The 21,262-nt window shown below is 60.6% G+C and carries 24 protein-coding genes and 1 other RNA gene; 12 read left to right on the plus strand and 13 right to left on the minus strand.

Translation table 11 applies throughout. The features are described 5' to 3' along the window. Positions 1 to 52: 52 nt before the first annotated feature. Positions 53 to 823: a sulfite exporter TauE/SafE family protein gene (locus ACI3GR_RS11365; RefSeq protein WP_407494600.1), complete on the plus strand. Its 771-nt coding sequence runs from the start codon at positions 53 to 55 to the stop codon at positions 821 to 823. Here the strand turns inward: ACI3GR_RS11365 and ACI3GR_RS11370 are convergent. Both ACI3GR_RS11370 and ACI3GR_RS11375 read right to left on the minus strand, forming a co-directional pair. Continuing rightward, a complete protein-coding gene (locus ACI3GR_RS11370) occupies positions 820 to 1,383 on the minus strand; it encodes a DUF3859 domain-containing protein (RefSeq protein ID WP_407494602.1) in 564 nt (187 codons plus the stop codon). The genes ACI3GR_RS11365 and ACI3GR_RS11370 overlap by 4 nt on opposite strands. Further along, positions 1,383 to 2,981 (minus strand): phosphoenolpyruvate carboxykinase, encoded by a 1,599-nt coding sequence (locus ACI3GR_RS11375; protein ID WP_407494604.1) that lies wholly within the window; start codon positions 2,979 to 2,981, stop codon positions 1,383 to 1,385. Before ACI3GR_RS11375 ends, ACI3GR_RS11370 begins: the two co-directional genes overlap by 1 nt. A gap of 351 nt (positions 2,982 to 3,332) precedes the next feature. Here ACI3GR_RS11375 and ACI3GR_RS11380 point away from each other — a divergent pair, with 351 nt between their 5' ends. The 7 genes from ACI3GR_RS11380 to ACI3GR_RS11410 are packed head-to-tail and all read left to right on the plus strand — an operon-like array spanning position 3,333 to position 8,879. Continuing rightward, entirely contained in the window at positions 3,333 to 4,034 is a 702-nt protein-coding gene (locus tag ACI3GR_RS11380) for a response regulator transcription factor (RefSeq protein WP_407494606.1), read from the plus strand. Beyond that, positions 4,034 to 5,806: a sensor histidine kinase gene (locus ACI3GR_RS11385; RefSeq protein WP_407494608.1), complete on the plus strand. Its 1,773-nt coding sequence runs from the start codon at positions 4,034 to 4,036 to the stop codon at positions 5,804 to 5,806. Before ACI3GR_RS11380 ends, ACI3GR_RS11385 begins: the two co-directional genes overlap by 1 nt. Further along, on the plus strand, positions 5,806 to 6,252 hold the full coding sequence (locus tag ACI3GR_RS11390; RefSeq protein ID WP_407494610.1) for an HPr kinase/phosphorylase: 447 nt from the start codon (positions 5,806 to 5,808) through the stop codon (positions 6,250 to 6,252). Before ACI3GR_RS11385 ends, ACI3GR_RS11390 begins: the two co-directional genes overlap by 1 nt. Positions 6,253 to 6,265: 13 nt before the next feature. After that, a complete protein-coding gene (gene rapZ / locus ACI3GR_RS11395; RefSeq protein WP_407494612.1) occupies positions 6,266 to 7,174 on the plus strand; it encodes an RNase adapter RapZ in 909 nt (302 codons plus the stop codon). A 9-nt stretch (positions 7,175 to 7,183) separates the two neighbouring features. After that, positions 7,184 to 7,630, plus strand: coding sequence for a PTS sugar transporter subunit IIA (locus ACI3GR_RS11400; protein WP_407494614.1), 447 nt, complete (start codon positions 7,184 to 7,186; stop codon positions 7,628 to 7,630). Between the two features lie 4 nt (positions 7,631 to 7,634). Continuing rightward, complete coding sequence (locus tag ACI3GR_RS11405; protein WP_407494616.1) at positions 7,635 to 7,913, plus strand: HPr family phosphocarrier protein; 279 nt, start codon at positions 7,635 to 7,637, stop codon at positions 7,911 to 7,913. Between the two features lie 48 nt (positions 7,914 to 7,961). Continuing rightward, the gene (locus ACI3GR_RS11410; protein WP_407494618.1) at positions 7,962 to 8,879 is read left to right on the plus strand and encodes a lysophospholipid acyltransferase family protein; all 918 of its coding nucleotides are present in this window, start codon (positions 7,962 to 7,964) and stop codon (positions 8,877 to 8,879) included. On the opposite strand, the gene ACI3GR_RS11415 is transcribed toward ACI3GR_RS11410, so the two are convergent. The 10 genes from ACI3GR_RS11415 to ACI3GR_RS11460 form a co-directional block, all read right to left on the minus strand. Further along, positions 8,876 to 9,637, minus strand: a complete 762-nt coding sequence (locus ACI3GR_RS11415) for a TIGR02186 family protein (protein WP_407494619.1) — start codon at positions 9,635 to 9,637, stop codon at positions 8,876 to 8,878. The genes ACI3GR_RS11410 and ACI3GR_RS11415 overlap by 4 nt on opposite strands. Beyond that, positions 9,637 to 10,557, minus strand: a complete 921-nt coding sequence (locus ACI3GR_RS11420) for a sulfite exporter TauE/SafE family protein (RefSeq protein ID WP_407494621.1) — start codon at positions 10,555 to 10,557, stop codon at positions 9,637 to 9,639. The genes ACI3GR_RS11415 and ACI3GR_RS11420 overlap by 1 nt, the downstream gene beginning before the upstream one ends. Positions 10,558 to 10,612: 55 nt before the next feature. After that, a complete protein-coding gene (locus ACI3GR_RS11425) occupies positions 10,613 to 11,581 on the minus strand; it encodes an ABC transporter permease (protein ID WP_407494622.1) in 969 nt (322 codons plus the stop codon). 3 nt (positions 11,582 to 11,584) lie between these two features. Then, complete coding sequence (locus ACI3GR_RS11430) at positions 11,585 to 12,679, minus strand: ABC transporter permease (protein WP_407494623.1); 1,095 nt, start codon at positions 12,677 to 12,679, stop codon at positions 11,585 to 11,587. After that, a complete protein-coding gene (locus ACI3GR_RS11435; protein WP_407494624.1) occupies positions 12,672 to 14,270 on the minus strand; it encodes an ABC transporter ATP-binding protein in 1,599 nt (532 codons plus the stop codon). The genes ACI3GR_RS11430 and ACI3GR_RS11435 overlap by 8 nt, the downstream gene beginning before the upstream one ends. Before the next feature lie 282 nt (positions 14,271 to 14,552). Next, complete coding sequence (locus ACI3GR_RS11440) at positions 14,553 to 15,557, minus strand: BMP family lipoprotein (RefSeq protein WP_407494625.1); 1,005 nt, start codon at positions 15,555 to 15,557, stop codon at positions 14,553 to 14,555. A 144-nt stretch (positions 15,558 to 15,701) separates the two neighbouring features. After that, a complete protein-coding gene (locus ACI3GR_RS11445; protein WP_407494627.1) occupies positions 15,702 to 16,115 on the minus strand; it encodes a GNAT family N-acetyltransferase in 414 nt (137 codons plus the stop codon). After that, a complete protein-coding gene (tsaB, locus tag ACI3GR_RS11450; RefSeq protein ID WP_407494629.1) occupies positions 16,112 to 16,798 on the minus strand; it encodes a tRNA (adenosine(37)-N6)-threonylcarbamoyltransferase complex dimerization subunit type 1 TsaB in 687 nt (228 codons plus the stop codon). Before tsaB ends, ACI3GR_RS11445 begins: the two co-directional genes overlap by 4 nt. Beyond that, on the minus strand, positions 16,788 to 17,351 hold the full coding sequence (locus ACI3GR_RS11455) for a NifU family protein (RefSeq protein WP_407494630.1): 564 nt from the start codon (positions 17,349 to 17,351) through the stop codon (positions 16,788 to 16,790). The genes tsaB and ACI3GR_RS11455 overlap by 11 nt, the downstream gene beginning before the upstream one ends. 107 nt (positions 17,352 to 17,458) lie before the next feature. After that, positions 17,459 to 17,914 carry a universal stress protein gene (locus ACI3GR_RS11460; RefSeq protein ID WP_407494632.1) on the minus strand — a complete coding sequence of 152 codons (456 nt, stop codon included), beginning with the start codon at positions 17,912 to 17,914 and terminating at the stop codon, positions 17,459 to 17,461. Between the two features lie 115 nt (positions 17,915 to 18,029). Between ACI3GR_RS11460 and rnpB the strand changes: the two genes are divergently transcribed. The 4 genes from rnpB (at position 18,030) to ACI3GR_RS11480 (ending at position 20,414) form a co-directional block, all read left to right on the plus strand. Beyond that, positions 18,030 to 18,400: RNase P RNA component class A (rnpB, locus tag ACI3GR_RS11465), an RNA gene on the plus strand. Positions 18,401 to 18,595: 195 nt separating this feature from the next. Further along, positions 18,596 to 19,411 (plus strand): PRC-barrel domain-containing protein, encoded by an 816-nt coding sequence (locus ACI3GR_RS11470; RefSeq protein WP_407494633.1) that lies wholly within the window; start codon positions 18,596 to 18,598, stop codon positions 19,409 to 19,411. A gap of 177 nt (positions 19,412 to 19,588) precedes the next feature. After that, positions 19,589 to 19,756, plus strand: a complete 168-nt coding sequence (rpmG, locus tag ACI3GR_RS11475; RefSeq protein WP_007814563.1) for a 50S ribosomal protein L33 — start codon at positions 19,589 to 19,591, stop codon at positions 19,754 to 19,756. A gap of 106 nt (positions 19,757 to 19,862) precedes the next feature. After that, on the plus strand, positions 19,863 to 20,414 hold the full coding sequence (locus ACI3GR_RS11480) for a GNAT family N-acetyltransferase (RefSeq protein ID WP_407494637.1): 552 nt from the start codon (positions 19,863 to 19,865) through the stop codon (positions 20,412 to 20,414). A gap of 56 nt (positions 20,415 to 20,470) precedes the next feature. Here the strand turns inward: ACI3GR_RS11480 and ACI3GR_RS11485 are convergent, their stop codons facing one another. Beyond that, the gene (locus tag ACI3GR_RS11485) at positions 20,471 to 21,208 is read right to left on the minus strand and encodes a Bax inhibitor-1/YccA family protein (RefSeq protein WP_407494639.1); all 738 of its coding nucleotides are present in this window, start codon (positions 21,206 to 21,208) and stop codon (positions 20,471 to 20,473) included. Positions 21,209 to 21,262 lie beyond the last annotated feature (54 nt).

Raw genomic sequence — 21,262 nt, forward strand, 5'->3', positions numbered from 1 at the left:
CGCGGCGCAATTTCCAGTGGCATGGCGTCGCAGGTAGGCGTAATCGCATGGGATGGACAGTTTACTTACTCTCATCCCGTGGCCCGCGTTGATCGCATGCCTCAGCGTCGGCTTCTTGGCGGGTGTCGTCAAGGGTATGGTCGGTTTTGCCATGCCGATGATCATGATCTCGGGGATGGGGTCATTCGTGTCGCCGGAACTGGCGCTGGCCGGGCTGATCCTGCCGACGCTTGCGACCAATGGCTGGCAGGCGATGCGGCAAGGCCCGGCAGAGGCTTGGGCCTCCGCGAAGAAGTTCAAAGTCTTCCTGGGCATCGGTTTTATCGCGCTTGTCATTTCGGCGCAGATGGTGCGCGTGATCCCGGCGAACGTGATGCTGCTGATGATCGGTCTGCCCATCGTGATCTTTGCGGTGACGCAGTTGATGGGCAAACAATTGACCCTTGGCGCAAATCCCGCCCGCTGGATCGAGGTCGCGGTGGCAACCTTTGCCGGGTTCATCGGTGGCTTTTCCGGTGTCTGGGGGCCGCCGACCGTGGCTTACCTGACCGCGCTTGGCACCCCAAAAAAGGAACACGTGCGGGTGCAGGGGGTGATTTACGGCCTTGGCGCTCTGGCCCTGTTCGGCGCGCATATCGCCAGCGGGGTGGTGCGGGCGGAAACCATCCCCTTTGCGCTGGCGCTATTGCCACCCGCATTGCTGGGCATGGCGGTAGGTTTCGCGGTGCAGGACCGGATCGATCAGGCCGCGTTTCGCCGCGCCACATTGGTCGTGCTGCTCGTCGCCGGCGGGAACCTCGTCCGGCGTGGGCTGATGGGTTAGGAAACCTGTGGCCGTCCCGGGCAGGGATCGGCTGCGGCCCCAACGCCTTCGGGATCGATGACCGTGAAGCCTTTGCGCACGATCCTTTCGCCGTCCAGATAGACGTCCATGGTCCAATCTCCCGGTGTCATTTCATAGGCGAATTCGAACACGAAATAACGCGCGCTTGGGATGCCGCCGGTCAGGGTCGACGGCCAGCTTTCCGCGTCGAGATAGCCTTCGCCAAAACTGGGATGGCGGGTCAGCATCATAACCGTGCGCGTGCCCATCGACTCGGCGGCTTGCATCCTGATGCCAAAGGCAACGCCAGCACGGGCAGGCACCACATCGGTCTGGATGTCGAACAGGACCGGATCGCCGCCCCGGCGCACTTTACCCGCGTTGGTTTCGGGTGCCGGAATCTCTTCGCCTTGGGGAAGGTAGTCGCAGATCACGCCGTATTCCAACGCCTCGATCGGCGCTTTGAACATCGTCTCGGCTGCGTAGGCGCCAGTGCCAAGCCAAAACGCCCCGCCCAAAAGGGCGAGGCGTTTCGCGAGGTATGTCAGCGGTTGCCGCATCAGCCGATGGCTGCAGCTTTCACGTCTTCGTCGATGTAGGGCAGGTACTGGGCGAAATTCTCAGAGAACATGTTCACCAGTTTCTGCGCCTGCGCATCATAGGCAGCCTTGTCTTTCCACGTTGCGCGCGGGTCCAGCAGGGTCGCATCGACGCCGGGTACGGTCACGGGCACTTCGAAGCCGAAGTTCGGATCCTTGCGGAAGGTCGCATCGTTCAGCGACCCGTCCAGCGCGGCCGTCAGCAGCGCACGGGTTGCCTTGATCGGCATCCGCGATCCCTGACCAAAGGCGCCGCCAGTCCAGCCGGTGTTCACCAGCCAGCATGTTGCGCCATGCTTGGCGATCTTTTCGCGCAGCAGGTTCCCATAGGCTTCGGGGCGACGCGGCATGAAGGGCGCGCCGAAACAGGTCGAGAAAGTGGGTTCGGGTTCAACCACGCCACGTTCGGTGCCGGGCGTCTTGGACGTGAAGCCGGACAGGAAGTGGTACATCGCCTGCGCCGGGGTCAGACGGCTGATCGGAGGCAGAACGCCATAGGCGTCGCAGGTCAGCAGGATGATGTTCTTGGGGTGACCGCCCAAAGCCGTTTCCGACGCGTTGGAGATATAGTCCAGCGGGTAGGCACAACGCATGTTCTGGGTCAGCGAGGCGTCTTCGAAGTCCAGTTCGAACGTGTCTTCGTCGTAGACCATGTTTTCGATCACGGTGCCGAACATCGAACAGGTCGCGTAGATTTCCGGCTCTGCCTCGGCGCTCAGGTTGATGGTCTTGGCATAGCAGCCGCCTTCGAAGTTGAAGGTGCCGCGATCGGACCAGCCGTGTTCGTCATCGCCGATCAGCGTGCGGTTCGGGTCTGCGGACAGGGTCGTCTTGCCGGTGCCGGACAGGCCAAAGAAGATCGCGGTATCGACAGGGTTGTCCTTGGCATGGTTGGCCGAGCAGTGCATCGGCATCACGCCTTTGTCGGGCAGGATGTAGTTCAGCAGGGTGAAGACGGATTTCTTGTTCTCGCCCGCGTATTCCGTGCCGCCGATCAGGATCAGCTTTTTGTCAAAGTTCATCGCGATGACGGTTTCGGTGCGGCAGTTGTGACGCTCCGGATCAGCTTGGAAGCTGGGGCAGTTGATGACGGTGTATTCCGCCAGGAAGCTGTCCAGCGCATCGCGCTGCGGACGGCGCAGCATGTGACGGATGAACAGGTTGTGCCACGCCAGTTCGGTGATCATGCGCACGTTGATCGAATAGGCTGGGTCCGCGCCGCCGATCAGGTCCTGGACGTAGTAGTCCTTGCCCTTCATATGCTCGAGCATATCGGCATAGAGCGTGTCGAAACCTTCGGTCGACATTTCGCGGTTGTTTTCCCACCAGATGGTGTCGGCCACGCTGTCGGTGCGAACAACATGTTTGTCCTTGGGCGACCGGCCCGTGAACTTGCCGGTGGTGACCAGGAACGTGCCGCCCTGACCCAATTCGCCTTCGCCGTTCGAAACCGCGGTTTTGACCAGTGCTGGCTCCGTCAGGTTATAATAGACGTTGCCGAGGCCTTCGATGCCTTGATCTTCCACGCGGAATTTGGGGTTCACCCGTCCGAAATTCATGTGCCAAGCTCCTGTAGCAGCGCCAAACCGGCGTCTCCTCTGCCTGTGCCTTGGGCCAAGCCCCGCACGGCGCGCCGATGGCGGCGCTCTTAGCACGTGCTTCACAGGAATGAACAGGACGCTTTGGCGCAGTTAGCGCCATCAAGGTCGGTTTAGCGCAACCAGCCCGGAATCCTTGGATTTTTCTGCGCAAGATTCCGAGATCGATTCAGGCAATTCTAAGACATTTTCGCCACATTTGAGTCGAGAGTATGTCGGCGATTCGCGTTTAGGGATTGATTGTAAAGGTGGAACAGGCAATTAATGAGGAAAAAATAAGCAAGAACGCTGAGCAGTATAAGGAAAATAGCGATGTCTAAGATCGCCCTTGTCGACGACGACAGGAATATCCTGACGTCTGTCGCCATCACCCTTGAAGCAGAAGGTTTCGAGGTTGAGACATACAACGACGGGCAGGCCGCGTTGGACGCATTCAACAAGAAATTGCCGGATATGGCTGTGCTGGACATCAAGATGCCCCGCATGGACGGCATGGACCTGCTGCAACGTCTGCGGCAGAAAACGTCGATGCCCGTCATCTTCCTGACGTCTAAGGATGATGAAATCGACGAAGTTCTCGGCCTGCGCATGGGCGCGGACGATTACGTCAAAAAGCCCTTCAGCCAACGCCTGTTGGTGGAACGTATCCGCGCGCTGCTGCGTCGTCAGGATGCGATCGGCGGCGAAGTGGTGCCCGAGACCGAAGAAACCAAGGTGATGGAACGCGGTCAGCTGCGGATGGACCCGCTGCGCCACGCTGTGACCTGGAACGGGCTGGACGTGTCGCTGACCGTTACCGAATTCCTGTTGCTTCAGGCGCTGGCACAGCGTCCGGGCTTTGTGAAGTCGCGCGATCAGCTGATGGACGTGGCCTATGACGATCAGGTCTATGTCGATGACCGCACGATCGACAGCCACATCAAGCGCCTTCGCAAGAAGATGCGCTCGGTCGATCCCGAATTCTCGGCGATTGAGACGCTCTACGGTATCGGATACAGATATAACGAAGAGTGATGGCACTCGCCGAAAGGATCAGTTTGCGCGACGACACGCCTGATACCGGCGGCGATGTCGTTCTGGGCGATGATTTCGTCGCCCCGAACGCCACCGTCGACGAGGAGCTTCGGGCCCGCCGTGAACGGCGGGGATTGTTTTCGCTGAAAGCCTCTCCGCTTACGCGCAAGATCATCATCTTTAATCTGATTGCCTTGAACGTGCTGGTGGCGGGTATCCTCTACCTGTCAGCTTCGCGCGATTCACTGGTGACACAACGCGCGGCCTCTCTGGTCAGTGAAGCCGAGTTGATCGCCGATGTCTTCGAGGTCGGTCTGACCGTTGCCGCCCCGGTCGAGGATTCAGCGATCCCGGAAGGCCGCGACCTGTCGTCCGGCACGACCAGCGCACGCGACATTATCGATCAGCGGATCATCGCGGCGACCTTGGATGGCCTCGACCTGCGCGCCGGGTTGGAACTGTATGTGTTCGCCCCCGATGGCGCGCTGATCGGGCAAATGACCGGCGACGCGAATTCGGCCAGCGTCAGGTCTCGTGATCCGGCGCAGGACAACACGATCATTATCGATTTCCTGACGTTCCTCTGGGACGGCATGACCTCTGTCTTCTCCAGCGGTAAGCGCGAAGTCGTGGAGGAGCCGGTCGAAGATCAGGCGCGTTCCTTGGTTGCACCGTCTATGTCGGGCGAAACGCAGGTCAGCATTGGACGTGGCGACGCGGGCAGCTTTATCGCGGTGGCCTCTCCGGTTGTGCAGGATGGCGCGGCGGTTGGGGCGGTCGCTTTGGCGTCGTCAGCCGGGCAGATCGATGCGATCGTGCGCAGCGAACGGGAACGCGTGCTGCAGATGTTCGTCATTGCTACCCTTGTTTCCATCGGGTTGAGCCTTGTTCTGGCCTCTACCATTGCGAACCCGCTGGCCGATCTGGCCGCGGCGGCCGAGGTCGGTCGTGACAAAAAGGGAAACAGCGTGGCCCCCGCGCGGGTGCGTATTCCGGATTTGACGGCGCGCCCGGATGAAATCGGGCGGCTGTCGGGCGCTTTGCGTGGCATGGTTTCGGCGCTGTACGAACGGATCGATGCGAACGAACAATTCGCCGCAGACGTCGCGCATGAAATCAAGAACCCGCTGGCGTCGCTACGGTCCGCCGTTGTGACCCTGCGGTTGGCGAAACGTGAAGATCAACGCATACAGCTTTTGGATGTGATTGATCACGATGTACGGCGACTGGACCGGCTGGTCAGCGATATCTCCAACGCGTCGCGTCTGGACAGTGAGCTGGTGAAAGAGGAGCAGGAGGCTTTCGATCTGGTCAAGATGCTTCGCAACCTCACCGAATATCTGGGGGAACAAGCGTCCGAGAAGGGGATCGATTTCATCTCGGACCTGCCGGACGACAAGATCATTCTTGCGGGGCTTGAGGCGCGATTGGCGCAGGTCTTCGTGAACCTGATCACCAACGCGGCCAGTTTCTGCGAAGATGGCGACGCGATCCGTGTCTGGGTGCGCAGGCGTGAAAACCGCGTGCTGGTGGTGGTCGAAGACACCGGCCCGGGTATTCCGGACAATGCGCTGCAGAAAATTTTCAAACGCTTCTATTCGCATCGGCCCGCCAATGACTTTGGGAACAACTCCGGTCTTGGTCTTGCGATTTCAAAACAGATCGTCGAAGCGCATGGTGGTGTGATCTGGGCCGAGAATATCCGCCCGACAGATGCCGACATTACCTCGGACCCCTTGGGCGCGCGGTTCGTCGTGGGCCTGCCGATCTGATGGGCGGGGGTGGTCAGACACAGGCCCCCGACCAGACAATCCTGCATGCCAACACGGTCGCGCTGAACGGGCGGGCCTTGCTTATTCAGGGGCCGTCGGGTGCCGGCAAATCGATGTTGTCCGTGGGGTTGATGGCGCTTGGGGCCGTTCTGGTCGCTGACGATCGGACGGTGCTGCGCCGCGTTGGGGCGGGGCTGGTGGCATCTGTTCCGCCAGCCATCGCAGGCCAGATCGAGGCGCGCGGGATTGGTATCCTGAAGGCAGACCATGTCGAGGCGGCAGAAGTCTCTGCCGTGGTCGATTTGGCCACGCCGGAAACCGATCGCCTTCCGCCGCAGCGCAGCACATGTTTACTAGGCATTACCCTTCCTGTGCTTCACTATGTTGAGAGCCCCTATTTCGCCGCCGCGCTTATGCAATATCTGAGATATGGCCGTTATGCGTGACGAAAGGACATTGATGAGCGTCGCCCGGAAGCCTGTAGAACATGATACCAGCCCCGCCCTTCGGCGGGTGCTTGTGACGGGGCCGTCCGGGGCTGGCCGGTCCACGGCGATCCGCGCCTTGGAAGACCTTGGGTATGAGGCGATCGATAACTTACCACTCTCACTTGTCCCGCGATTGATCGACGGTGGGTCGGCGCAGCGGCCTGTCGCGCTTGGGATCGATGTGCGCAATCGGGATTTTTCCACTAACGCGCTGATTGAGGCGATCGATACACTTGGGGCGGATCGGAACCATCCGCTGGAGGTTCTGTACCTCGACTGTAGTCCCGAGGTGTTGGTGAACCGTTATTCCGAAACACGGCGGCGGCACCCGATGGCACCTGCGGAAACGCCGCGCGATGGTATCGCCATCGAACTTGATCTGCTGGCGCCAATCCGGGCACGGGCGGACGTGTTGATCGATACGACCGAACTGTCGCCGCACGATCTGAGGGCCGAGATCGAGAGGTGGTTCAAACCCGCCGACCTTAAGTCGCTGGCGATCTCGATCCATTCCTTCAGCTACAAGCGTGGGCTGCCGCGCGGGATCGATATGGTGCTGGATACGCGATTCCTTCGGAACCCCTATTGGGATGAGTCGCTGCGCGGAATGAACGGACAGGACGCTGCGGTGCAGAATTACGTTGCGTCAGACACACAGTTCACAGAGTTCTTTGAGCGCGTGAAGGGCTTGGTCCTTATGCTGCTTCCGGCTTATGTCAATGAAGGCAAATCATATTTCTCCGTCGCCTTCGGCTGTACAGGTGGACAACACCGGTCTGTGACTGTCACAGAACTGTTGGCCAAGGCCCTTGCAGAAGATGGCTGGCAGGTGTCAATTAGACATCGAGAGCTCGAACGCCGCGGTGCGGCACAGGGCTAAGGGGTGGTAATGAACAAATCCAGCGCAATCCGCGCAGACATCCTACACGACGGGCATGCGCCCGAGATCGGCATCGTGATCGTCGCCCATGGTGGGCTGGCGCGCGAATACCTCTCGGCCGTTGAACATGTTGTTGGCACCCAAGCGGGGATTCGCACTATCGCAATAGACGCGAATTGTGACCGTGGTGCGAAACAATCCGAAATTTGCGAAGCTGCCGATGCAGTCGATCAGGGGAATGGCGTCGTTGTGGTCGTCGATATGTTTGGCGGGTCACCCTCCAACCTGTCGATGATGGCCTGTCGCCCGCATGATCGCCGGATCCTTTACGGTGCGAACCTGCCCCTGCTGATCAAACTGGCCAAAAGCCGCCGCAAGCCTCTGGCTGCCGCTGTCGAGGCCGCGACCGAAGCGGGTCGCAAATACATCGACAGCCAGAACCTCAGCACCCACTGATCCCATGACAGATACCGTGACGCGCACGTTCGAAATCGTGAACGAAAAAGGGCTGCATGCCAGGGCCTCTGCCAAGCTGGTGGAAGTGGTTGAAAATTTTGATGCACGGGCGGAAATCAGCCGTGATGGGATGAGCGCGAGCGGCGATAGCATCATGGGTCTTTTGATGTTGGCAGCGTCGAAGGGAACCACTATTGAGGTCCAGACCTCGGGCCCGGAGGCAACCGCCCTTGCAGACGCGCTGCAAGAGTTGGTGGCAGACCGGTTCGGGGAAGATATGTGATGTCGCTGGCCTAAAGCCCGACCAAAGTGGATGACGCAGGGGCGACCCTTGGTAGACAGCTTACAGAATGGTTCGACACGAACCCCGCAGACCCCTGCGGGCGAGGCTGACGCGTCGTCCAAACTGACGTTCACCAAATATGATCGCCGGTCGCTGACCTATTCCACGTCTTTCGAAGACCCGGTGCGTCGTAACATCATTCGCGCGATCGAATGGGGCACCGGCAAGATCTCGATCCTGCGGATGATCCGCAAGTTCGAGAAGGCTGGCGCGCCTCAGGGTCAGGCGTTTTGGCGGGCGACGCTGGACGTCATGGGGATCGATCTTCTGACGCCGCCAGAGCAATTGGCGCGCATCCCGAAGGAAGGGCCTGTCGTCGTTGTGGCGAACCACCCGCACGGGATGGTCGACGGTATGATCTTTGCCGATCTGATCGGACGTGTGCGCAACGATTACAAGATCCTGACGCGGCAGTTGCTGACCGGCATCGATGAAGTCGCGTCGAGCTATATGATCCCGGTGCCGTTCCCGCATGATGCGGACGCGCAGCGTAAATCCGTTGAAATGCGCGCCAAGGCGATGGCGCACCTGAAAGACAACGGGTTGATCGCGCTGTTCCCATCTGGCGTCGTAGCCGCGTCTGAGACGATGTTCGGCCCCGCGGTCGAGGCAGAGTGGAACGTATTCACCGCACAGATGATCCGCCGTTCGGGTGCGCGGGTGGTTCCGATGTTCTTCCCCGGTTCGAACAGCCGCTGGTACCAGATGGCCAATCGGATCAGCCCGATCCTGCGTCAGGCATTGCTGCTGCATGAAATCGTGCACAGCTGCAACAAGCCTCAGTCCCCTGTCGTGGGCGAACCGATTTCCGACAAGGATATGGAGAGGCTGTCGTCCGATCCGCGGGGCTTCATGGCGTGGCTGCGGGAACACACGCTGTCACTGGGGCAGACGACCCCGGCTTAACCCGTTCGGATCGCCCGGAAGATCGCCGAGGCCAGCCAGCCCGCGATAATTGCCAGTGCCAGCGACAAGATCCCGTATCCAAGCGGCTGTTGGTGCGACAGTTGGAACAGCCAGCGTTCCAGACCGACCTTGTTCACATCAATCACCGTGTCAAAGCGCGAAACGACATGCCCGTCTCGCAACAGGAAGACGCGCGTATCATAACTGCCTTCGGTCAGGTTCGACGGTAGCGAAACACGCGTGCGGAACAGGGTCTGCTGTTCCAGCGATACCTCGCCTTCCAGGATTTGATAGACGCCTTGGTCTTCGCGGATGCGGATCAGGGCTTCGGTGAATTCCTGCGGGTTTTCGGTGACCGACGCCGCACCGACCGATCGGATCGCGCGGGGGATCGAGATCGAATGCCTCAGGTCTTCGGTCTGTCGTAGGATGTCGTCCAACGGGCCCGTGCTGGCCACGGCGTAAAAACTGGGGGCTGCGGTCAGGTCTACGGTTTCGGCATTCACAAAGACCCCAAGGCGACGATCTTTTTTATGGATGGTAATCGGCGTCGATGGCCCGGCGAGTGTGACGATGACCTCTAACGGCGGGTCGGCCACGGGGCTTTCGCGTTTGATCGCGCCAAAGATCAGGATTTCAGAGCCGTCGAAATTCGCGGTGATGCGGACGCGGTTCTGGGACAGGCCCAGCACGACCTCTTCTTGCGCGGCGGCGGCGGTGGCGAAGATCAGCGCCAGACATGTCAGGATTACGCGCATCAGCCAGTTGCCAGTTCGAAAAGTTCGCGCGGCGGCAATAGCAGGTCCAGCGCCAGTTTCCCGCAAACCGCGAGGACAAGCACGGCCAGCAGAATGCGAAGCTGTTCAGCCTTCATTCGGGCGCCGATCGTCGTGCCGAATTGTGCGCCGACGACACCGCCCAGAAGCAAGGCGAGGGCCAGAAGCATGTCGACTGTCTGGTTCGTGACGGCGTGCAGCAGCGTGGTGAAGGCGGTGACAAAGATGATCTGAAACAGCGATGTGCCGATCACCACCTTGGTCGGCATGTGCAGCAGGTAGATCATCGCCGGGACCATGATAAAGCCGCCACCGACGCCCATGATCGCCGCCAGAACGCCCACGGACATCCCAACAAGGATCGGTGGAATGACCGAGATATACAGGCCCGACGTGCGGAACCGCATCTTCAACGGCAGAATATAGATCCAGCCGTTGTGATTGCGCGCCTTACGCGGGCCGGGAGTGCCTGGTGCGCGGCGGCTGCGACGCAGGGCGCGCAGGCTTTCGAAAAACATTAGGCCGCCGACAGTGCCCAGAAAGACAACGTAGCAAAGGTTTACCAGCAGATCGACCTGACCAAGGCTGCGCAGGTAATTAAAGATGATGATGCCAATGCCGGACCCTATCATGCCGCCCACCAGCAGCACGGTGCCCATTTTCAGATCGACGGTCTTTCGTTTCAAGTGCGCCAGAACCGCAGAAACCGACGAGGCGACGATCTGATTCGCAGACGTTGCGACAGCTACGGCCGGGGGGATGCCCACGAAAAACAGCAGCGGCGTAATCAGAAACCCGCCGCCGACGCCAAACATGCCTGACAAGATGCCCACCAAGCCGCCAATGCCTAGCAGCAGGAAGACGTTCACCGAAACCTCGGCTATTGGCAGGTAGACTTGCATGTCCCTTCCTAGCCCGCCGTGCTGCGGTGCCGCAAGGCGATTGGTGCCCTAAGGGTTAGCGTTCCTTCACATAGGGTTCGCCGCCAGCGCGGGGCGGGATCGCTTTCCCGACAAAGCCCGCAAGGATGATGACTGTCAGGATATAGGGCAGGGCGTCCAACAGTTGGACCTGTACGCGGATGCCGATCGTGCTTTGGATCAGGTCGGGGCGCAGGGCGACCGCCTGAAGGAAGCCGAACAACAGGGTCGACATCAGCGCGTACCACGGGCGCCATTTGGCAAAGATCAGGGCGGCAAGCGCGATGTAGCCTCGGCCCGCCGCCATGTCCTTGACGAAGCCTGCTTGCAGGCCGGTGGCAAGGTAGGCGCCCGCGATGCCACATAGCACGCCACAAATCGCGACGGCGGCAAAGCGTAGGCCGACGACAGACACACCAGCCGTATCTACCGCAGCCGGGTTTTCGCCAACTGCGCGCAGACGGAGGCCAAAGCGCGTGCGATACAGCACCCACCACGTCAGCGGCACCATCAGCATTGCGACGTAGACAAGGATCGTGTGGCCCGAGATCAGGTCATGGTAGATCGGCCCAAGGATCGGCACGCCCTGTAGGGTTTCCGCAAAGGGCAGGGTGATCGGGTTGAATCGTGCAGCGCCGACCAGAGAAGGCGTGCGTCCGCCTTGGGCGAACCAGTCCTGCGCAATCAGCACAGTCATCCCGGCAGCCAAGAAGTTGATGGCTACGCCCGAGATCAACTGGTTCCCCCGGAAGGTGATCGACGCGATGCCATGCAGCGCCGACAGAACCATAGACGATACAATCCCGGCCAGAAGGCCCAGCCAGACCGATCCGGTCGTAAAGGCGATGGCAGCCGAGAAGAAGGCGGCGATCAGCATCTTGCCTTCCAACCCGATGTCGAAGATGCCCGCGCGTTCCGAAAACAGGCCTGCGAGACAGGCCAGCAGAAGCGGCGTGGCAAGGCGGATGGTCGAGTCGAGGACCTGAAGGATAGTTGCGAAATCCATGGATCAGCCCTCCGTCCGGCGCAGGGCCAGGAAAATTCGTTCCAGCGGCATGCGCACCATATTGTCGAGCGCCCCGGTAAACAGGATCACCAGCGCTTGGATCACCACGATCAATTCGCGCGGGATGTTCGTCCATAGCGCCAGTTCCGCGCCGCCCTGGTACAGGAACCCAAACAGGATCGCGGCCAGCAGCACGCCGAAGGGGTGGTTGCGGCCCATCAGCGCCACGGCGATACCGATAAAGCCCGCGCCTTCGGTCATGTTAAGGATCAGGCGCTCGGCCTCACCTTGCGTGGTGTTGACGGCCATCAGGCCCGCCAGACCGCCCGAGATCAGCATCGAGATGATGATGATCTTCGTGCCGCTGATGCCCGCGTATTTGGCGCCGGATTGGGACCAGCCGTAGGCGCGAATCTCATAGCCCAAACGCGTGCGCCAGATCAGCAGCCAGACAAACAGACACGCGGCCAGCGCAAGGAAGAAGCTGACGTTCGCCGGTGCGCCGCGGAACAGTGGATTGTCGGGGGTGGCGAACATGTCTTGGAACGTCGGCAGGGCGAAGGCAGGGTCGAACTTGGCCGACGCGGGCTCCATCGAACCCACTGGTTTCAGCAGGCCGATCAGCAGGTAGTTCAGCAGGGCGGCGGCGATAAAGTTGAACATGATCGTGGTGATCACGATGTGGCTGCCGCGTTTCGCCTGCAGGTAGGCAGGGATCAGCGCCCAAAGCGCGCCAAAGGCCGCGGCCCCGATGGTCGACCCCAGCATCGCGAACGTCCAGTGCGGCCATGGCACGTAAAGGCACATCAGTGCGACGCCCAGTCCGCCTAGCATCGCCTGACCTTCGCCGCCGATGTTGAACATCCGGGCATGGAAGGCGACGGCCACGGCGAGGCCCGTGAAGATGAAGTTCGTCGCGTAGTAGAGCGTGTAACCCCAGCCGGAAGACCGCATCAGCGCCCCTTCGACCATCAGATTGAACGCCTGCACCGGGCTTTCCCCGATGGCGAGGATCACAAGCGCGGACAGGAAAGCCGCAAGCAGGAGCGAAATCAGCGGGATCAGGACCACGTCGGCCCATGCTGGCATCTTATCCATTTTTCGGGGCCTCCCCGTGTTCGACCGCTTTGAGGTTTTCTTCGACCGCTTTCCAGTCGGGTTTGTCCGGTTCGCCCGAAATACCGGCCATCAGCAGGCCCAGTTCTCGTTCGTCGGTGTTCGACGGATCACGTTCGCCCATGATCTTGCCGTCGAACATCACCGCGATCCGGTCCGAGAGCGACATGATCTCATCCAGCTCAACCGAGACGAGAAGGATCGCTTTGCCTTCGTCCCTCAGGCGGATGATTTCCTGGTGGATAAATTCGATCGCGCCGATGTCGACGCCGCGGGTGGGCTGGCCGACGAGTAGCAGGTCGGGGTTGTTCTCGATTTCCCGCGCCAGAACGATCTTCTGCTGGTTCCCGCCCGAGAAGTTCTTGGCCTTCAGCGTCGGGATCGGGGGACGGACGTCAAACCGCTCCATCTTGCCCTTGGCTTCTTCGACGATGGCCGCGTTGTTCATCAGCGGACCGGAGGCCCATTTCGGATCGCGGTGATAGCCGAAGACGGTGTTTTCCCATGCGGTGTAGTCAAGGATCAGGCCTTCGTCGTGGCGATCTTCGGGCACGTGGCCGATAGAACGCGCGCGGCGCGACTGGCCGTCAGAATATTTGCCGGTCAGGTCGATCTGGTCGCCGTTCATCGTGATGGTTCCGGTGCCGGATCGCATACCGCCCAGCACCTCCATCAGTTCCGACTGGCCGTTGCCCGCGACGCCGGCGATGCCAAAGATCTCTCCGGCGCGGATGTCGAAGCTGACGCCTTTGACGCGTTCGACCCCTGCGCCATCGGTGACGCGCAGGCCTTTGACGGACAGAACGACCTGCTTCGGCTCGGCCGGTTTCTTGTCGACTCGCAGCAGAACCTTGCGGCCCACCATAAGCTCTGCCAGCTCTTCGGTGCTGGTCTCGGCGGTTTTGACGGTGGCGGTCATCTCGCCCCGGCGCATCACCGACACGGTGTCAGTGTATTCCATGATTTCGCGCAGCTTGTGAGTGATCAGGATGATCGTCTTACCCTCTTTGCGCAGGTTATCGAGGATGCGGAACAGGTGGTCGGCCTCTGCCGGCGTCAACACCCCGGTGGGTTCGTCCAAGATAAGGATGTCGGCTTCGCGGTACAGCGCCTTGAGGATTTCGACCCGCTGCTGGTGCCCGACCGAAAGGTCTTCGATCAGGGCGTCGGGGTCGACGTTCAACTCGTATTCTTCGGCCAGCTGCTTCAGCGACTTGCGCGCCTTGGAGATCGAGGGCGTCAGCATCGCGCCGTCTTCGGCGCCAAGGATCACGTTTTCGACGACGGTGAAGTTCTCGACCAGTTTGAAGTGCTGAAAGACCATGCCGATACCGGCGGCGATGGCGGCCTGGCTGTCGGGGATTTCGGTTTTGTTGCCGTTGATGAAAACCTCACCCTTATCGGCCTTGTAGAAACCATAGAGGATCGACATCAGGGTCGACTTGCCCGCGCCGTTTTCGCCGATGATGCCGTGGATCGTGCCCGGCATGACGCGGATCGAGATGTCTTTGTTGGCCTGAACCGGGCCGAAGGCTTTGGAGATGCCTTTAAGTTCGATGGCGGGGGCGGTCATTTCAATGATCCCTCGGAACTGAGTGATGAGGGCAGCGCCCGAGCCTGGGAGGGCGTTTGCACGAATTGAGATGGGCGGAGCCTACGCGCCCTTATGACAGATTTCCGATGCGGGGCGTCGACAATGCGCCCTCCCGGGGGGAGGGTCGGGCGCTGCCCGGCGTGCCGCCGGGCGGTGCAGCTCGGACTGAGTGCCATGCCCCTACCTGTCAGATGCAGTACGGATACTAGAAAGTAGAAATGGGGCCGCACGGATCGCGCGGCCCCAAGGTCTTTACTCGGATCAGAAGTCCAGCGCGGGGCAGGTATCGTCCGAGGAATAGTCGTGCACGGACAGTTCGCCCGACGCGATTTTCATCTTGGCGTCTTCGACAGATGCTTTCATCTCGTCCGACACCAGTTCAGCGTTGTTTTCGTCCAGTGCAAAGCCCACGCCGTCTTCGGCCAGACCCAGAACTTCGACGCCGCCTTCCAGATCGGCACCGGCCGACATGGATTCGTAAACGGCGTTATCAACGCGCTTGAGCATGGAGGTCAGGACCTTGCCCGGGTGCAGGTGGTTCTGGTTGCTGTCCACGCCGATCGACAGGATGTCTTCGTCGGCTGCGGTCTGCAGAACGCCCAGACCCGTGCCGCCAGCCGCCGCATAGATCACGTCAGCGCCTTGGCCGATCTGTGCTTTGGCCAGTTCAGAGCCTTTGACCGGGTCGTTCCAAGCGGCAGGCGTGGTGCCCGTCATGTTGGAGATCACGGTCGCATCGGGGTTCACGGCCTTGACGCCCTGCGCGTAGCCGCAAGCGAACTTACGGATCAGCGGGATGTCCATGCCGCCTACGAAACCGACGGTGCCGGATTCGGAAGCCATCGCCGCCATCATGCCGACGAGGTACGAGCCTTCATGTTCCGAGAACAGGATGGATTTGACGTTGGGATGTTCTTCGGGGTCCACATAGCCGTCGATGGTGACGAACTTGGTGTCCGGATAGTCAGCCGCAACCGCCGCAATCGGGGTCGAGAAGCTGAAACCGGTGGTCACAACCGGGTTGAAGCCCGCTTCGGCAAACCGGCGCAGGGCCTGTTCACGCTGAGCTTCGGACTGCATTTCGATGTCTTTGTAGGTGCCGCCGGTTTCTTCTTTCCAGCGCTCAGCACCGCCAAAGGCGGCTTCGTTGAAGGATTTGTCGAATTTGCCGCCCAGATCGTAGATCAGGGCAGGATCGGCGAGGGCTGCGCCCGCGCTCAGGGCGACGGCAGCAGCAGCGCCGAGGAATTTTGTCATAAGGGTCATTGTCTTCTCCCGGTTGGCAGAGGGCGGTTTGTCCGCCCCGCAGACAGATCGTTACTGATCAGGTGGGATTAACGCCTTGCCCCGTCCGAGGGTCAAGGGTGAATCCTGCCTTAACGCAGGGCAAACGCTGAATATTGCGCCACGTCAGCCTATGGTTTTGCCCATGTTTTGGGCGTCGATCCGTGAACCGTCCGGCGCAGCGTAGTACCCTCGGCGCAGGCCCGTGGGCTGCCATCCGGCCCGGGTGTAAAGCGCGATAGCGGCCTGATTATTGGTCGCAACTTCAAGAAAGGCGGTGGTTGCACCGCGATCGCGGGCGGCTGCGTCGAAGGCCATAAGACATTCGTATCCAAGACCTTTGCGACGGTGCGCGGGGTCGGTGGCGATGGTCAGCAGCTCTGCCTCGTCCGCGATGACGCGACCCAAGGCAAAGGCGTCGTTGCGCGCGATCAAGAATGTGTGTGGGCTGTCCAGAAGTGCTGCAAATTCAGGCGCCGTCCACGGACGCGGGGTTGTGAAGGCTGCCGCGTGAAGGCGGGCAAGGTCATCCGGCGTCATGAAACGATAACCGGCGGCGCGTCGCGTGGCGGGGCGGCTTCGGCGGGGCGGACATAAACGGGCGCAGGGGCAGGGTGATCGTTAGACAGCGCCAGCCGCGTCGCGGCCAGATGGGCCAAATCTTCAAGCGCTGTCGGCCAAGACAGCGTTGCCGTCACCGTCTTGAACAGCTGAGGCGCGCCATTAGACCACCGAACCGCAAGGTCATCGGCGTCTGGCCCGATGATTGCCTGACCGTCGGAAGGAAGCATTTGTGGGTCTGACCCATGCGACGGCGCGCCGACAGCTTGGCCTTTGGCATAGGCCTGCCAGTAGGAACTGCCGCGCAGCGCGGGAATTTGCACGATGCCATCGGGACGCCCTGTGCCGTTGTGCAGCAGGTCGAAAGCGCTGATTCCAATGGCCGGGATGCCAAGGCTAAGGGCAAGTCCGCGCGCCGTTGCGACCGAAATTCGCACGCCGGTGAAGTTGCCCGGGCCGACCCCAACGGCGATCGCATCAAGCTCTGCCCAATCCGCGCCAGCGTCTTCCATCGTTTGCTGAAGCAGCGGCACCAGCCGTTCGGCCTGACCTTTGGCCATTTCTTCATAGCGGACTGCCGCGATCCGACCGCCCGACAGCAAAGCGGCCGCGCAATGCGCGGCCGATGTATCAAAGGCTAAGATCGTCGGCTTAGACGGCAACGGGGCGGACCTCTGTCACCTCGGGGATGTAGTGACGCAGCAGGTTTTCGATCCCCATTTTCAGCGTCAGGGTCGACGACGGGCAGCCCGCGCAGGCGCCCTGCATGTGCAGGTAGACGATACCGCGTTCAAAACCGTGGAAGGTGATGTCTCCACCGTCTTGCGCCACGGCGGGACGCACGCGGGTGTCCAGCAATTCCTTGATCTGGCCGACGATTTCACCATCTTCGCCGGTGTGTTCTGCGTGGCCAGACACGGGCGCGGTGCCATCGTCCATGACCGGCTGACCGGACTGGAAATGCTCCATGATGGCGCCCAGCAGGGCGGGTTTGATATGGTCCCACTGAACCGCGTCCGCTTTGGTCACGGTGACGAAATCGGTGCCAAAGAACACGCCAGTCACACCATCGACGGCGAACAGGCGGCTGGCCAGCGGCGATTTCCCAGCGGTGTCGGCGGTGGGGAAGTCTGCGGTTCCCGCTTCAAGCACAGTCTGACCGGGCAGGAACTTGAGCGTGGCCGGGTTCGGCGTGGATTCTGTTTGAATAAACATCTGTCAGTCCCCTTAATCTCTCAGGTTCCCGATATGCGCCTTCGACCGCCCGAAGTCAATGTTTAGAGCGATTCTAAAAAGGCGTCATTGCACCTTGTGCATAACGCTCAGGTGATCGCCTCAAGCTGTTCTTTGGACAGATCGCCCGGCACGATGGTGATGGGAACCGGCAAAGAGCCCGAGGTGCGGGCCATCTGGCTGACCAATGGGCCGGGGCCGTTCTTTTCGTTGCCAGCGCCTAGGACGAGAACGCCGATTTCGGGGTCTTCCCTGATCTGCGCGAGGATTTCGGGGACAGCCTCACCTTCGCGGATCACCAGCTCGGGATTGATGCCCTGACGGTCGCGCATCCATTTGGCGAAGACTTCGTAATGCACTTCGATCCGTTCGCGGGCTTCTTCGCGCATAATGTCCTGCACGCCGATCCAGTGCTGGAATTCTTCCGGAGAGATGATCGACAGGATGGCCACGCCACCGCCCGTCTTCGCGGCGCGCATGGCGGCAAAGCGCATCGCGTTCAGGCATTCGCGGCTGTCATCAAGTATGACAAGGAATTTGCGCATCAGATCCTCCGGTTCGGGGGGGATAATGTCAGGGGGAACCGTGCGCGTCTATGTCGGATTTTGCCAGACAGGGCGCTTGACGCGAGGGCGGGGCGCAGGCTAGGCGGATCGTCGCACGGAGGGCCGGATGGCCGCGGGGTCTATGCCTCGAGGAAAGTCCGGACTCCACAAGGCAATGGTGCCGGGTAACGCCCGGCGGGGGTAACCCTAGGGATAGCGCCACAGAGAACAGACCGCCCCGTTTTCGGGGTAAGGGTGAAACGGTGCGGTAAGAGCGCACCGGGGGACGGGTAACCGGACCCGCATGGCAAGCCCCACCGGGAGCAATGCCGAATAGGGATTTCGCGCGGTTAACCGCAGGGTCGCCTTGGCCCAGAAATCCGGGTTGGCAGCTAGAGATGCGTCGGTAACGGCGTATCTAGATGAATGGTCATCCAACCGGCGTCAGCCGGGGGACAGAATCCGGCTTATAGGCCCTCCGTGCGTATTTTTGTTCAGATCTGGTTTCGACTTGCCCTGATGGCTTCATCGGTCGAATTCTGCCTGTCTTCTGCATTGCAGCGGGCGAAGGATCGCCTGTGGCGGCAGGGTCACGGAACATGACCGACAAGCCCGGGGTTGGTCTGCCATAGCGCATGGGTCATGAGGGCCCGCCGCGCATCTGAGCAAAGGAGACCCCTTATGACCCGCTTCATGCAAACCGCGAGCCGCGGTGCCCTGATTGCCCTGATCGCCGCCGCGCCGGTGGCAGGTTTTGCCCAATCCGCCGATAACGGTGGTGGTACGCTGATCCCCGAACAGCCTGCTGATAGCGCATCTGCAGATGTCGACGCGAACACCCAGACGGACGCCACGACGAATATGGCCGAGACCGAAGATGCCGGTTCGGACGAGCAGATGGATATGCAGGCCGCTGCTGACGAATTGAACGACTCGGACCTCGACAAGGCCGCGGACCGCGTGAACAACGGCTACAATACCGAAACGGCCACGGATGAAGGCGACGAAGCTGGCGATCCGATGATGACCGCGGACTCTGAAGATATGCCCGCAGCCGGGATGGCCTCCGATGATCAGACCGACATGGCGCAGGCCGAAGATGCCAAGCCGGTTGAAGGTCAGATCACCATGCAGGACAGCAACACGATGCTGGCCGAAGATCTGCTGGGGGCAGCCGTTTACAACTCTGCCGATGAAAATGTCGGTGACATCAACGATCTGATCATCGGTCTTGATGGCAGTGTCAAAGGCGTTGTGATCGGCGTCGGTGGCTTCCTTGGTCTTGGCGAAAAGCAAGTGGCGCTGCAGATGGCCGCGCTGGACGTCGTTGACGAAGAAGACGGCATGCCGCGTCTGATGACCTCGGCCACCAAGGCTGATCTTGAGTCCGCGCCTGAATTTGTCGCGGCCGATGATCAGGAAACCATGCAGCAGATGGACACGATGGAAGACAACACCGGTCCCGTGGGTGGTGAAGGTCAGCAACCTGTCGATTGATCGAATAGCCAATCAGAAAAAGGGGCGGCTTTGGTCGCCCCTTTTTTTTTGTTGGGGGTCGCGGGCTGAATCGGCAGAGATAACGGTTTTCCCGTTGACACCTGCGCGATTCCCCGTAAAAGGCGGGCTTCATGAGATTTCGCGGGCGCGAAGCGTGCCCGGTGTAGGAGACTTAAAATGGCGAAGCCGACGACTATCAAGATCCGTCTGAACTCGACCGCGGGCACGGGCCATTTCTACGTGACCAAGAAAAACGCGCGAACCATGACCGAAAAGATGGTCGTACGTAAGTACGACCCCGTGGTGCGCAAGCATGTCGAGTACAAAGAAGGCAAGATCAAGTAAGATCGAAACCCTCTAAAAGACATGAAAGCCGCGCCGCAGAGCGCGGCTTTCTTCATTTGGGACCCGCGCGCTGCTTTCCCCAGAAGCGAGCATAAAGGAGGTCCCCATGACCACGCTTCAGACATCCCAACCGCATCTTCCTTTGACGTCGGACGTGACCGTCAAGGTCAAGACCCGCGCGGCCATGCCCGCGGACACAGAGGCGGTCGCGCGGGTGCTGGCGCGTTCGTATCGTGCGCTTCTGGCGAAGGATTATGATCCGGGCCTGTTGAAACAGGTGCTGCCGCTGATTTCGCAAGCTAACCCAAGGCTTTTGAGCTGTGGCACCTATTTCGTCGTGGAAGAGGACGACCGTATCCTTGCCTGCGGAGGGTGGACCGATGTGTCGCCCCATGGTGCGCCGGGCCGTCTTGGCGTGGGTCACATACGGCATGTGGCTGTGGACCCATTAGTGGCCCGCCAAGGCTATGGCCGGATTCTGATGGAGCGGGTGCTGGAATCCGCCGCGGCGACGCAGGTGACGGACTTGCGGTGTCAAAGCACGCTGACGGCGCAGCCGTTCTACGAGGCGCTGGGGTTCCAAAGCGTGGGCCGCATCGATGTGAGGCTGCCGACGGGCGTTCTGTTCCCAGCGGTTGAAATGCGCCGCTTGGGCTAAGCAACAAAAAAGGGCCGGTCGCGATGACCGGCCCTTTGGCGTTTATGTCGCCGCGATTATTCGCGGTTGCCCAGCAGTTGCAGCAGGAACATGAACATGTTGATGAAGTCGAGGTAGAGGTTCAGCGCGCCCATGATTGCCGCTTTGCCCAGCCACTCGCTGTCACCCGAATGCGCGTGCTGCAGGTAGGTGTTCTTGATGTTCTGAGTGTCGTAGGCGGTCAGGCCAGCGAAGATCAGAACGCCGATGATCGTGATCGCAAAGTGCAGTGCGGACGATGCGATGAAGATGTTGATCACCGATGCCACGATCAGGCCAATCACGCCCATGATCAGGAAGGTGCCCATGCCGGACAGGTCCTTCTTGGTCACGTAACCGTAGAGCGACAGGCCCGCGAAGGCGATGGCGGTCACAAGGAATACCTGCGCGATCGAGAAGCCGGTGAAGGCCACGAAGATCCAAGCCATCGACAGACCCATGACGGATGCGAAGGCGTAGAAAAAGACCTGTGCCGCAGCGGCGGACAAGCGATTGATCATCGCGCCGAAGGCAAAGACCATGATCAGCGGTGCGAACATGACGATCCAGCCCAGAATGTTGGGCTGTAGGGTCGCGGGGTCACGGAAAACCGACAGAAGGGCGTGCGAGGTGCCGACGGCCCATGCGACGAGGAAGGTCAGAACCATGCCGACGGACATCGTGCCGTAGACCTTGTTCATGTGCGCGCGAAGGCCCTCGTCAATGGCCGCAGAGCGTGTGCCTGCTGCAGCGCGCATAGTGTTGTATTCAGCCATTAAAGCCTCCGATATTGAAACCTAAGTCCGGGATGGGACTTTCCGTTTCAATAT

The sequence above is a fragment of the Pseudooceanicola aestuariicola genome, from assembly GCF_045763785.1.
Lineage (GTDB): Bacteria > Pseudomonadota > Alphaproteobacteria > Rhodobacterales > Rhodobacteraceae > Pseudooceanicola.